Annotated in this window: 7 protein-coding genes; 6 read left to right on the top strand and 1 reads right to left on the bottom strand. The window is 64.4% G+C overall.

Annotated features, from left to right (window positions below; genetic code table 11):
* Positions 1 to 12 precede the first annotated feature (12 nt).
* The gene (locus tag ACH196_RS09780; RefSeq protein ID WP_396646695.1) at positions 13 to 1,977 is read right to left on the bottom strand and encodes a hypothetical protein; all 1,965 of its coding nucleotides are present in this window, start codon (positions 1,975 to 1,977) and stop codon (positions 13 to 15) included.
* Between the two features lie 1,258 nt (positions 1,978 to 3,235).
* Between ACH196_RS09780 and ACH196_RS09775 the strand changes: the two genes are divergently transcribed.
* The 6 genes from ACH196_RS09775 to ACH196_RS09750 are packed head-to-tail and all read left to right on the top strand — an operon-like array spanning position 3,236 to position 13,158.
* Positions 3,236 to 4,210, top strand: a complete 975-nt coding sequence (locus tag ACH196_RS09775) for an ABC transporter substrate-binding protein (protein WP_396646694.1) — start codon at positions 3,236 to 3,238, stop codon at positions 4,208 to 4,210.
* Positions 4,211 to 4,247: 37 nt separating this feature from the next.
* Entirely contained in the window at positions 4,248 to 5,264 is a 1,017-nt protein-coding gene (locus tag ACH196_RS09770) for a glycine betaine/L-proline ABC transporter ATP-binding protein (RefSeq protein ID WP_396646693.1), read from the top strand.
* A gap of 4 nt (positions 5,265 to 5,268) precedes the next feature.
* Positions 5,269 to 7,290 (top strand): ABC transporter permease, encoded by a 2,022-nt coding sequence (locus tag ACH196_RS09765; protein ID WP_396646692.1) that lies wholly within the window; start codon positions 5,269 to 5,271, stop codon positions 7,288 to 7,290.
* A gap of 52 nt (positions 7,291 to 7,342) precedes the next feature.
* The gene (locus ACH196_RS09760; RefSeq protein ID WP_396646691.1) at positions 7,343 to 9,796 is read left to right on the top strand and encodes an FAD-dependent oxidoreductase; all 2,454 of its coding nucleotides are present in this window, start codon (positions 7,343 to 7,345) and stop codon (positions 9,794 to 9,796) included.
* Between the two features lie 42 nt (positions 9,797 to 9,838).
* The gene (locus ACH196_RS09755; RefSeq protein ID WP_396646690.1) at positions 9,839 to 12,256 is read left to right on the top strand and encodes an FAD-dependent oxidoreductase; all 2,418 of its coding nucleotides are present in this window, start codon (positions 9,839 to 9,841) and stop codon (positions 12,254 to 12,256) included.
* Positions 12,253 to 13,158 (top strand): phosphotransferase, encoded by a 906-nt coding sequence (locus tag ACH196_RS09750; protein ID WP_396646689.1) that lies wholly within the window; start codon positions 12,253 to 12,255, stop codon positions 13,156 to 13,158. Before ACH196_RS09755 ends, ACH196_RS09750 begins: the two co-directional genes overlap by 4 nt.
* Positions 13,159 to 13,170 lie beyond the last annotated feature (12 nt).

Here is a 13,170-nt window from a genome sequence, read left to right as displayed (position 1 = left end):
AGGCAACCGCGATCACACCGTGTGATCGCGGATTGCCTGTGCGACGAGGTATCCGATCAGCCAGATGACACAGAGCGCGAAGAAGGCAACGAGCGTGTTGATCATGCGCAGCGGGTGAAGCGCTATCTCGGGGACGTTCGGCTCGACGGCGATCGCGAAATAGCGGTCCTGCCTGCGCGCCTCGGCCTGCGAGGTCTCCAGGGACGCCAGCGCGGTAGTATAGGCCTTTTCCGCAAATTCCTGCTCAAGGGCGAGTGCATTGTACTCGGTCAGCTTGGTGGTCAAAGTGCGGTCGCCGCCGCTCCTGGCTGCACCGCCGGACCCAATCACCTGACGCTTTGCCTCCAATTGGGTGGTAAGCGCTTCGATCTGACGATCCAGAACCCGGACCGACGGCGAGTCGGCAGCGCCGGTGGACAGCAAGGCTGCCCGGCGCGACTTGGCTTCGATAATCTGCTGCTCCAAGCCCTGGATCAGCGTGAGTTCGAGACCCGCCTGAGCCGTGGGGTCGGTGATCTGCGTGGTGTCACGGAACAATGCCACAGCCTGTCGGGCGGTAACCAGCCGATCTTCGGTCCGGCTCACCTCATTCTGCGCATTCGAAATCAGCTGAAGCCGCGCCGTCGTCGACAGGTCGTTGACGAGTTCGGTGGACACTTTCAGCACCGCATTGGCAATCGCCGCCGCGTCCGGGCCGTTGAAGGCCGTCACCTCGAAGGTGGTGATCGAGGTCGTCGAGTTGTAGCTCGCATCGACCATCCAGCGCCAATAGCTGATGAATTCATCAATCGGCATATTCGGATCGATACGATAGGCGAAATCGATATCCGGTCCAGAAAAGAACTGGCGAAGATCGATGCCGAGTTTCTGCTGGATATCGAGAATGACCTGCTTCGAGTGGATATAGTCGATCACGATATAGGCGTCGCCCGCCTGCTCGGTCGCTCCTGGGATCGCACTGAGACCAAGGTTCTCCAGCGTGGAGCGTTCGGTGCCACGCACGGCAAAACGCATCTCGGAACGGTACTGGTCCGACGAGACGAAAAGATAATAAAGCCCGATCAGGAGGACCGGCACGAGCACGGCGGCAATGAAGGAAAGCTGCGCCCAACTGACCTTCTTGCGAACGCGCCCAACCAGCCCGGCAGGAACTGCGTCTTCTACAGCCGGTTCCAGCATCGGCAGCACGACCGGCGCCACTGGCGCCTTGGTAACGGCGGGTGCGGGAGCCCTGGCAACGGCAGGCGCCGGAACAGCCTTGGCAGCGACGGGTTCTGCCGTAGCTGTCTTCGCAGAAAGGGGTACAACATTGGTAGGCGGCGTTGGCGCTTTAACGACAGCCGACACCGATGACATTGCTGTCGAAGAAGCCCTGACAGGTGGCTGACTCTGAGGGGATGGATTGTTGTCTGCGACTAGTGACGGCCTGGCGACAGTGCCGGAAGCAGCGGCGGGAGGTTTTGCCTTGACAATTTCCTTCAAAGCGATCTTGGCCCGCTTCCAGGCCACATCAGCTTTCCTAACGGCTATTTCGGCGCGTTTGACCGATCTTGGGTCAAACTGCTCGCTTGTGGCCTTAATATGCTTGGCCTCTTCCTGCGCCTTCTTCAGCACCATCTCGGCATTTTTCACATCGGCCTCAGCTTTTGCCTCAGCCAAAGGGTCGAATGCGCTGCCCAGCTTTGGCGGCGTCGCAGATACACCACCCGTTCCGCTATTCGGTGCGACAACTTCAAGCTTGGCGACCGGGCGCGGAATGGCATCCAATGCCCTTTCGGGGGTTGCTGGTCGCGCATCAGCGGCTCCAAGCGCCGCCGACGTTCTGACCGCCGCTCTTGCTGCGGCAACCTCCGCCGCTATGCTCGCAAGCCGCGAAACGCTGGCGGCAGTCCTTGACGTGTCGGCCACGGCAGGCGGAACGGTCGCGGACGGCCTTGACGGCGCCTCACGCCTTTCGAGTGCTTTGGCTTCGTCCATGCTATTCTCCACGATCGGCTTTACCGGCACCAAAGTCGGCCTTTCGACCGCTGTCGGACGTGCAGGCGGTGCCGCGACATTCCCCGATTGGGTAATCCCGGCGGCTGGCTGGGATTGCGGCCGCACGGGCGACGCCGTGGGCACTGGGAATACCCTGTCGCCGGGAAATGGCGATTTCGTGGCCGCGTGGTCGGACACCGGCCGCATGGACGCCGGCCTGTCCGCCGATGGGCGGAACAACTCGCCCGCCCTTGGCCCGGTCTCCACCGGCCGGGAAGCACCAGGGGAAGTTGTGAGGCGCGGTTCCGCCGAATTGTTCGCCGGCGTGGGCATTGGATTGCGAGCAACCATTGGCGTCGCCGGCTTCGGCGGCACGAGACCGAGCGCCGGCCTTTGCGCCGGGACGCCTTGCGACGGCGCAGGGACACCTTGCGGCGCTCGCGGACGTTCGGCAACGGGTGGCGCTTGTGTTGACGTCGGCGTCCTGAGCGGCCACGTCGGCCGTGGCAAGGGCGAAGCCTGCAATGAAGGCGGCTCGACTCGTCTTGTCGGGGGCGGCGCAACCGAAGACAGCCCGGCAATCAGTTCCAGTGACGGCTTCGATGCGACGGGTTGAGGCGTGGGAGAGACCGGGCCCGAACCGGCCTGAGCAGCCGCTTCAAGGCGCGGTCTCGCATCAGTCGCCGGTGCCTGGGGCTGCGCGAACGCCTCCCCAAAATCCGGGTCCAGCCGCAGCGCTTCGACTATCGCGTTGATGGTGTCGTTCTCGTTCACGCGTCCACCCGCTTGTTGGACTTCAGAGACAATGCCGTTTGAACAGCGGCAAATGACTGCCGAGTTTGTCAAAATCCCGGCAGTTAAAGCACATAACCGCGCCTTCCGCCACTTCGGCGGTGCAGCACAGCAAATCGCGCGATCGACATATACGCCGAAACGCTAACGGAATCATCCCATGGCATGGTCACACCCCCGCACGTCCCATGCGCGGCCGGCATGGCTTGTATTCCAAAACTCCTGGGGGGACGCCCCAAAAGAGCGCAACTAGACTGCCCGTATCCGCCGGATTCTCGTGACATTCTTCCGGCAACTTCAAAATCCTTCGGTCAAAATAGCAGAAAAAGCCACAGCGCTTGATTGACAATCCGCCGCCGGCTGACGGAAAGTACGGCGACCGGCGGCGGTTCCTTCTTGCCATCGAACGATCTGGCTCGGGGCTCGCGGTTCAAGAAAACAATAGAGGGTGAACAGGAGACTCGACATGTTTCATGAAAGGCGTTTGACCAGATCCATAGCGGGGGCGCTGACGCTTTCCGCCGCACTCTTCCTTTCTTTTGCCGGCGCTACTAATGCCCAGGAATCGAGCGACCCAATCAAGCTGACGCTGCATGACTGGACAGGTCAATTGATCACCACCGAAATCATGGGCGAAGTCCTGAAGAAGGCCGGCTATAGCGTCGAATATGTGCAGGCCGACTATCTCGCGCAGTTCGCCGGGCTGGAGACGGGCGACCTGCACGTCGCCATGGAGATGTGGGAGACGACCGGCCGCGACGCCATGGACGCTTCGACCGCCACCGGCAAGACCGAGGTGTTCGGGCCGACCGGCATGCAGGCCAAGGAGGAGTGGTGGTTTCCGGAGTACATGAAGGAAAAGTGCCCCGGCCTGCCCAACTGGGAGGCGCTTAAGGACGAAAAATGCGCCGAGGCGTTCTCGACGGCCGAGACCGCGCCGAAGGGTCGCTATCTCGGCGGCCCGGTGACCTGGGGCGGCTTCGACGACGAGCGCGTCGAGGCGCTTGGCCTGCCCTTCGAGGTGGTGCATGCCGGTACTGACGCGGCTCTCTTCGCCGAACTGGAATCTGCTTACCAGCGCAAGGCGCCGATCCTGCTGTGGATCTACGCGCCGCACTGGGCGCCGGCCAAATACAAGGGCGAATGGGTAGTTTTCCCGGAATACACCAAGGAATGCTACGGCGACCCGAAATGGGGCTCCAACCCGGACACGGCCTATGATTGCGGCAAGCCGCATGGCGAGATCTGGAAGGTCGGCTGGGCCGGCGTGAAGGACAAGTGGCCGGGCGCCCACAAGGCGATCAAGGCGTTTTCGCTGAACAACGACGAAATGGGCGCGATGATCACGGAGGTCGACCTCAACGGCAAGAAGGTTAGCGAGGTCGTGACCGAGTGGATGGGCCAGAACGAGCCCCGCTGGTCGGAGTGGATCAAGAAGTAGGCGTTTGCAAACGTCAAACAAGCCTGCATATGCGTCGATGACGCCGCAACCGAAACTCGTCTGCCGCAACGTCTGGAAGCTGTTCGGCTCCGGCGCGGTGGAGTTTTTCGCTGGTGGCCGCAAGAACGCGTCGCCGGAGGAGGTAGCGGCCGCCCGGCTGTTCGCGGCGGTGCGCGCCGTCGACCTCGATGTCAATGAAGGCGAAATCTTCGTCATCATGGGCCTGTCCGGCTCGGGAAAATCGACGCTGGTGCGCTGCCTGTCGCGCCTGATCGAGCCGACGGCGGGAGAAATCCTGTTCAACGGCGAGAACCTGCTCGCCGCCAGTGACAAGCGCATGGTCGAAATCCGCCGGCATCAAATGGGCATGGTGTTCCAGAATTTCGCCCTGCTGCCGCACCTCACCGTGCTCGCCAATGTCGCCTTCCCGCTTGAAGTCCAGGGCATGGAGCGGGCCGCGCGCGAGGCGCGGGCGAAAAAAATGGTCGAACTGGTCGGGCTTTCCGGCAAGGAGACGTTTTTCCCGCGCGAACTCTCCGGCGGCCAGCAGCAGCGTGTCGGCATCGCCCGCTCGCTCGCCGTCGAGCCCGAGCTATGGTTCCTCGACGAGCCGTTTTCCGCCCTCGACCCGTTGATTCGCCGCGAGATGCAGGACGAGTTCATGCGCCTGCAGTCGGTGCTGAAGAAGACAATCGTCTTCATCACCCATGATTTCGACGAGGCGATCCGGCTGGCCGATCGCATCGCCATCATGAAGGACGGCGCGATCGTGCAGGCCGGCACGCCCGAGGACCTCGTGCTCAATCCGGCGACGCCCTATGTCGCCGAGTTCACCCGCAACGTGCCGCGCGCCAAGGTCGTCAAGGTTGGCTCGGTGATGAAGCCGGCGCCGGCGGGACTGAATGGCGCCGCCGTGCCCGCCCGCGCCACGGTTGCGGAGGCTGCGTCGCGTTTCGGTGCGGGCATCGACCTGCTGCGCGTCGAGGACGGCGAGGGCCGCACCGCCGGCGCGCTGCACCGCGCCGACGTCATCGACATCATGATGCGGGGGTGAGGGGATGAGCGCTCCCGCCCACGCTTCGCTCGCCTCGCCTCGCCAAGGTTCAATTGCCTTTGCCCCTTCAGCAACGGCCTGGCTCATCGCGCTGGCGGCCTTCGTCGTGCTGTGGCAATTCGGCGATCCGCTGGCGAAATGGGCTTTCGACTACCCAAAAGCCTGGCAGATCCCGGCGCAGCGCTGGATCGGCGACGCCATGAAATGGCTGCTCAACGACGCCAGCTTCGGCCTTTTCACCTTCACCGAGCTGACGCGTTTCATCGCGGCGATCATCGACGTGCCCTATCGCGCGGTGCTCAGCCTGCTCGCGACCGGTTTCCTTTCAGGACAAGGCTCCAGCGCCGTGCAGATCGTGCCGCCGCTGTCGTGGATCGCCGTCATCGGCATCGTCGCCATGATGGGCCTTTATGCCGGCGGGCGAAGGCTGGCGCTGCTCGCCGGCGGCTGTTTCTTGTTCCTCGCCGTGTTCGGGCAATGGACCAGCGCCATGGTGACGCTGGCTTCCATCCTCGTCGCCGTGCCGATCGGCGTCGCCGGCGGGCTCGCTCTCGGATTGGCCGCCTATCGATGGCCGCGCTTCGAGACGGCGCTGACACCTCTGCTCGACCTGATGCAGACGATCCCGGTCTTCGCCTATCTCGTGCCGATCCTGTTCCTGTTCGGCTTCGGGCCGACGGCGGCGATCGTCGCCACGCTGATCTACGCCATGCCGCCGATGACCCGCATCACCATCCTGGCGTTGCGTTCGGTGCCGTCCGAAGTCCACGACCTCGGCCGCATGATCGGCTGCACGCGCCGGCAGATGACCTGGCGCGTTCTGGTGCCCTCGGCCAAGGACAGCCTGATGGTCGGCGTCAACCAGGTGATCATGCTGTCGCTCAACATGGTCATCATCGCCTCGATGATCGGCGCCGGCGGGCTCGGCTTCGACGTGCTGGCAGCACTTCGCCGCCTCGACATCGGCGCGGGCCTGGAAGCGGGGCTGGCGATCGTCGCGCTGGCGGTGGCGCTCGACCGGCTGAGCCAGACCTTTGCCGCCAAGGCCGGGGCGGCCGCCCGTGCCGAGCGTCCGGCGGGCATCGTGGCGCGCGCACCCTGCACGGTCGGCGCGCTGGCGCTCGTCGCCGCCACCTTCGCCGTCGGGCTGGCCCTGCCTGCCGTGCAGACCTATCCGGAAGCCCTCCAGATATCGACCGGCACCTTCTTCTCGCGTGTGGTCGAATGGATCAACGTCAACTTCTTCGATGCCTTCGAGGCCCTGAAGAACGCCGTGCTCTTGAACGTCTTGGTGCCGTTCAAGCGGCTGCTGGCCGGCCTGCCCTGGCTGGGATTGGTTGCGTTGCTGGCCTTTGCCGGCTGGCGTCTCGGCGGACCGCGTCTTGCCGCGCTCACGGGCGCGCTCTCCTTCCTGATCGCCGCCACCGGGCAATGGGAAAAGGCGACGGTCACCGTCTATCTCTGCGGCATCTCCGTGGTCATCGCCTCGCTGATCGGCATCCCCATCGCCATCCTCGTCGCCGATCGCGAAAGACTGTGGCGGTGGGTGCAGGCGATCATCGACACGCTGCAGACGCTGCCATCCTTCGTGTATCTGATGCCGGCGGTGATGCTCTTCCGTGTCGGCGACTTCACGGCGATGATCGCGATCGTCGCCTACGCCGTCGCGCCCGCCATCCGCTACACCGTGCTCGGCCTGCAGAAGGTCGATCCGCGCGTCATCGAGGCCGGCCGCGCCATGGGCTGCACGCCGTGGCAGCTTCTCACCAAGATACGGCTGAAGCTGGCCCTGCCGGAAATCATGCTCGGCCTCAACCAGACGATCATGTTCGCGCTGTCGATGCTGGTGATCACCGCGCTGGTCGGCACGCGCGACCTCGGCCAGGAAGTCTATATCGCACTCACCAAGGCGGATACCGGACGCGGCCTCGTCGCCGGACTGGCCGTCGCCTTCATCGCCATCATAGCGGACCGGCTGATCGCCGCGGGCGCCGCGCGGACGCGCGCGCGACTGGGGCTCGGCTGAGACATGGAACCATGACCGACAACAAAAAGAATCCGAACGGGATGATACGCCTATGACTTTCCCAACACACGCCCAGATCGTCGTCATCGGCGGGGGCATCATCGGCTGCTCGACGGCCTATCACCTCGCCCGTGACCACAAGGCCGACGTCGTGCTGCTGGAGCAGGGCAAGCTGACCTCCGGTTCGACCTGGCATGCTGCGGGGCTTGTCGGCCAGTTGCGCTCTTCGGCCTCGATCACGCGGGTGCTCAAATATTCGGTCGACCTCTACAAGACCCTCAACGACGAGACCGGCCTCGAGACTGGCTGGAAGATGACCGGCTGCCTGCGCCTCGCTACCAACCAGGACCGCTGGACGGAATTCCGCCGGCTGGCAACGACGGCGAAAAGTTTCGGCATGGACATGCATCTGCTCGATCCGGCCGAGGTCAAGAAGATGTGGCCGCTGATGGAAACCTCCGACCTCGTCGGCGCCTCATGGCTGCCGACCGATGGCCAGGCGAGCCCCTCGGACATCACGCAGTCGCTGGCCAAGGGCGCGCGCATGCACGGCGCGAAACTGTTCGAGGAGGTGCGCGTCACCGGCTTCGACATGACCGACGGCCGCATCACCACGGTCAAGACCACGAAGGGCGACATCGCCTGCGACAAGGTGGTGAACTGCGCCGGTCAGTGGGCACGCCAGGTCGGCGCCATGGCCGGCATTGACGTACCGCTGCAAGCCGTAAAACACCAGTACATCGTCACCGAGAAGATCGACGGGCTGTCGACCGACGCGCCGACGATCCGCGACCCCGACCGCCGCACCTACTTCAAGGAGGAGGTCGGCGGCCTCGTCATGGGCGGCTATGAGCCGAACCCGATTGCATGGGAGACCGGGCTGACCGGCGGCGACGTGCCGGACGATTGGGAATTCCGGCTGTTCGACGACGATTTCGACCATTTCGAGCAGCATATGACGCAGGCCATCGCCCGCGTCCCGGCCCTGGAACGCGTCGGCGTCAAGCAGATGATCAACGGGCCGGAAAGCTTTACGCCGGATGGCAACTTTATCCTCGGCTCCGCGCCGGAGTGCGCCAACATGTTTGTCGGCGCCGGCTTCAACGCCTTCGGCATCGCGTCCGGCGGCGGTGCCGGCTGGGTGCTGGCGCAATGGGCGGTCGACGGCGAGGCGCCGCTCGACCTCTGGGTCGTCGATATCAGACGCTTTTCCGGCCTTCACCGCGACCGGCAATGGGTGCGCGACCGCACGCTGGAAGCCTACGGAAAACACTACACGATCGGCTTCCCGCACGAGGAATATCTGTCCGGCCGCCCGGCCATCGTCTCGCCGCTCTACGAGAGGCTCAAGGCGCATGGCGCGGTGTTCGGCTCGAAACTCGGGTGGGAGCGCCCGAACTGGTTCGCGCCCGCGGATACCGAGCCGAAGGACATCTATTCCATGGGCCGGCAGAACTGGTTCGTGCCGGTCGGCGACGAGCACCGGCACGTGCGCGAGCATGTCGGCATCTTCGACCAGTCTTCCTTTGCAAAATATGAGGTGAGCGGCTCGGACGCCGCACGCGCGCTGGACTGGATTTGCGCCAACGACGTGTCGAAACCTGCCGGGCGGCTGACCTACACGCAGTTGCTCAACACCCGCGGTGGCATCGAGGCTGATCTCACGGTGGCGCGGCTTTCGGACGATCTTTTTTATGTCGTAACTGGAACCGGTTTCCGTACCCACGACCGCGCCTGGATCGCTGACCACGTTCCCGATAATTTCGATGTATCGATCGAGGACATCACCGAGAAATATGGCACGCTGTCGCTGATGGGGCCGAACGCCCGAAAAGTGCTGGTCGTCGTCACCGAGACGGACGTCTCCAACGCAGCCTTCCCGTTCGGCCATGTCCGCGAGATCGGCATCGCCGGCGCCACCGTGCGGGCGCTGCGCGTGACCTATGTCGGCGAACTCGGCTGGGAACTGCACATCCCGATCGAGGCGACGGGAAAGGTGTTCGACGCGCTGATGGCGGCGGGCGCGCCGCACGGCATCCGCCCGGTCGGCTATCGTGCGCTGGAATCGCTGCGCCTCGAAAAAGGCTACCGCGCCTGGGGCTCCGACATCACGCCCAACGATACGCCGTTCGAGGCCGGGCTCGGCTGGGCGGTGAAATTGCGCAAGAACACCGACTTCGTCGGCCGCCGCGCGCTGGAGAAGATCAACGGCGCGCCGCTGAAAAAATGCTTCGCCGGCTTCACCGTCGACGATCCCGACATCGTGCTGGTCGGGCGCGAGACGATCCTGCGCAATGGCGAGCCGGTCGGCTATCTGTCATCCGGCGGCTACGGCTACACGGTCGGCAAGAACATCGGCTACGGCTATGTGCGCAACGCCGACGGCGTCGACGACGATTTCCTGGGCTCCGGCGACTACGAACTCGTCGTGGCGATGGAAAAGACGCCGGCGCGTATCCACCTCGAGCCGCTCTACGATCCCAAGGGCGACAAGGTGAAGGGATGACACTGCTTTCGCCCGAACGTCTCATGCATTCCGGACATTTCCATGCCCTTCCGCGCTGACCGCCACGTAAAAATCCTTATCATCGGCGGCGGGGCCATCGGCACCTCGCTCGCTTACCATCTCGGCCGTGACGGCGCCCAGGACGTGCTGCTGGTCGAGAAGGCTCAGCTCACCCATGGCTGCACATGGCACGCCGCCGGCCTCGTCGGCCAGTTGCGCGGCAAGCGCAATCTTACGCGGCTGATGCAGAATTCGGTCGCGGTGTTCGACCGGCTGGAGGCCGAGACCGGCCAGCATATCGCCTGGAAGAAGGTCGGGTCGCTCCGGCTCGCCGGCAGCCCGGCGCGCTGGAGCGAAATCCGCCGCTCGATGGGCCAGGCGAAAAGTTTTGGCGTCGAATGCCACTCGCTGACCGCCGACGAGGCGGAGAAACATTTCCCCTTCATCGTGAAGGACGGCATCGAGGGTGCCGCCCTCATCCCCGGCGATGGCTATATCGATCCCTATTCGCTGACCATGGCCTATGCCAAGGGCGCCCGGCAGAACGGCGTGCGGATCGAGGAAGGCGTCTGCGTCGAGGAGATCGTCGTCGAAGGCCGCCGTGCGGTCGGCGTGTCGACGAATGGCGGCACGATCTCTTGCGACATCCTCGTCAACTGCGCCGGCCTATGGGCGAAGCGGGTGGGAAAAATGGCCGGCGTGCCGCTGGCGGCCGGCATCGTCGAGCATCAGTATTTCCTGACCGAGAAAAAACTGACGCTCGATCCCGGCCTGACCACGCTGCGCGACCCCGACCACAATTTTTATCTCAAGCCGGACACCGGCAGCTTCGCTATCGGCGGCTGGGAGGACGGCTCGGTCGGCTTCCATCGTGGCATGCCGCCGCTGGATTTCGGCCGCGAATTGTTCGCGCCCAACATGGAGCGGCTGGAACTGTTCGCGCTACCCGCCGCCGAGCGCCTGCCGGTGCTCAACGAGATCGGCATCCAGACGGTCATCAACGGGCCGATCCCGGTCTCCTATGACGGCGAGCCGATCATGGGGCTGGCGCCCGAGCTTGACAATTTCTACGTCGCCTGCGGCTTCACTGCCGGCATCGCCGCCTCGGGCGGCGCGGGGCTCGCGCTCTCCAACATGATCCTGCACGGCGACGCCGGCATGGACCTCTGGCCCTTCGACGTCAGGCGCTTCGGCGCCGTTCAGGCACAAGGCCGCTATCTCGAGGAACGCGCCATCGAGGCCTATGGCGCCTACTACAAGATCCATTGGCCGGCCGAGGAGGCGCATGCCGGACGCGGCCTGCGCCGCTCGCCGCTGCACGAGACGCTGCGCCAGGGCGGCGCGGTGTTCGGTTCGAAATTCGGTTGGGAGCGGCCGAACTGGTTCGCGCTGCCGGGCAGTGAGGCGGTGGAACTCGGCAGTTTCGAGGGCAAGCCCGGCTGGTTCGACGCAGTCGGCGCGGAGGTGCGCGCCATCCGCGGGCAGGCGGCCCTCATCGACCAGACCTCGTTCTCGAAGTTCGAGATCTTTGGCAAGGGCGCGCTGGAGGCCATGCAGCGCATCGCCGCCAACGACCTAGGCGGCGCGCCGGGCAAGGCCGTCTATACCCAGCTCTGCAACGAGCGCGGGGGCATCGAGGCCGACGTCACCATCATCCATATCAGCGACGACCTGCTCTATCTCGTCACCGGCTCGGGTTTCGGCATCCGCGACGGTCATTGGGTCCGCAGGCACCTGCCGGAAGGCATCGGCTTTCGCGACGTCACCAATCAGTACGCGACCATCAACCTCTGCGGACCCCTGTCGCGGAAAATCCTCCAATCGGTCAGCGACGACGACCTTTCCAACGAGGCGCATCCGTTCCTTGCGGCGCGCTGGATCGAGGTCGGCAACGCCCGCGCGTTGGCGGTGCGCATCGGTTATGTCGGCGAACTCGGCTACGAACTCTACGTGCCGCAGGAATTCGCCTGCCATGTCTATGAGACGCTGCTCGGCGCCAGCGAGCCGTTCGAGGTGTCGAATGTCGGATATCGTGCAATCGACGCAGCCCGCATGGAAAAGGGCTATCTCTACTGGTCGGGCGACATCACGCCGGACTACAACCCCTTCGAGGCGGGGCTGGGTTTTGCTGTGGCGCTCGACAAGGGCGACTTCATCGGCCGCGCCGCGCTGACGAAGATCAAGGCCGAGGGCGTCAGGCGAAAACTCTGCTCCTTCACCATCGACGGGTTCGCGCCGCTGCATGGCGGCGAGTCGATCCTGCTCGGCGGCAAGGTGGTCGGCTCGACCTCGTCCACCGGTTACGGCTACACGCTCGGCAAGACCATCGCCTTCGGCTACCTGCCGGCGGAGTTTTCCGGCGAAAGCGCCTTCACGATAGAAGCCTTCGGAAAACCCTATGCCGCGACGCGCGGGCCGCGCGTGCTCTACGATCCGAAAATGGAGAGGCTGAAGGCATGAGCGACGACCTTTCGCTCGCGCGCGAGGCACTCCGGAGCATTCCGACGCTTGCCGGCTATCGCGGCGAGATCGTGCGGCTGGGCGGCCTCACCAATCTCGTCTTCCGCGCCGGCGATTTTTGCCTGCGCATTCCCGGCAAGGGCACGGAGGAATACATCAACCGGGCCAACGAGGCGGTCGCGGCGCGCGAGGCAGCGCGTGCCGGCGTCAGCCCGGAGGTCATCCACTCCGACGAGAAGACCGGCGTGATGGCGACGCGTTTTATCGACGGCGCCGTCACCATGTCGCCGGAAAAGTTCAAGTCGCGCGCGGGTTCTCCGGCGCGCGCAGGCGAGGCGTTCCGCAAGCTGCACGTGTCCGGTGCGGTGTTCGCGTTCCGATTCGAACTGTTTGCGATGATCGACGACTATCTGAAAATCCTGTCGACCAAGGATGTCGTGCTACCGGACGGCTACCACGACGTGGTGCGCGAGGCGGAGACGGTGCGCGCCGCGCTCGCCGCCCGCCCGCTGCCGCTCACGGCCTGCCATTGCGACCCGCTCTGCGAGAACTTCCTCGACACGGGCTCACGCATGTGGATCGTCGACTGGGAATATTCCGGCATGAACGATCCGATGTGGGATCTCGGCGACCTCTCGGTCGAAGGCGGCTTCGACGCGGCACAGGACGAGGAGATGATTCTTGCCTATTTCGGCGGCACCCCCTCCCCCGCCGAGCGCGGCCGCATCGTCATCTACAAGGCCATGTGCGACCTGTTGTGGACGCTGTGGGGCCTGATCCAGCTTGCCAACCAAAATCCCGCCGACGATTTCCGCGCCTATGCCGATGGCCGCTTCGCCCGCTGCAAGGCGCTGATGGGCACGGCGGATTTTGGCCGCCATGTTGCTGCCGTAAGAGGTTGAAAACCATATTCC

Origin of the sequence: Mesorhizobium sp. IMUNJ 23232, assembly GCF_044326205.1 — a bacterium.
Taxonomy (GTDB): Bacteria; Pseudomonadota; Alphaproteobacteria; order Rhizobiales; family Rhizobiaceae; genus Kumtagia.
The sequence above is the reverse complement of the archived record's forward strand: the minus strand, read 5'-3'. Positions and strand labels throughout refer to the sequence as shown.

Bases quoted from the DNA above. Each gene is read 5' to 3' on its own strand.
- ACH196_RS09780 (WP_396646695.1), bottom strand. From the start codon at position 1,977: ATGGACGAAGCCAAAGCACTCGAAAGGCGTGAGGCGCCGTCAAGGCCG.
- ACH196_RS09775 (WP_396646694.1), top strand. From the start codon at position 3,236: ATGTTTCATGAAAGGCGTTTGACCAGATCCATAGCGGGGGCGCTGACG.
- ACH196_RS09770 (WP_396646693.1), top strand. From the start codon at position 4,248: ATGACGCCGCAACCGAAACTCGTCTGCCGCAACGTCTGGAAGCTGTTC.
- ACH196_RS09765 (WP_396646692.1), top strand. From the start codon at position 5,269: ATGAGCGCTCCCGCCCACGCTTCGCTCGCCTCGCCTCGCCAAGGTTCA.
- ACH196_RS09760 (WP_396646691.1), top strand. From the start codon at position 7,343: ATGACTTTCCCAACACACGCCCAGATCGTCGTCATCGGCGGGGGCATC.
- ACH196_RS09755 (WP_396646690.1), top strand. From the start codon at position 9,839: ATGCCCTTCCGCGCTGACCGCCACGTAAAAATCCTTATCATCGGCGGC.
- ACH196_RS09750 (WP_396646689.1), top strand. From the start codon at position 12,253: ATGAGCGACGACCTTTCGCTCGCGCGCGAGGCACTCCGGAGCATTCCG.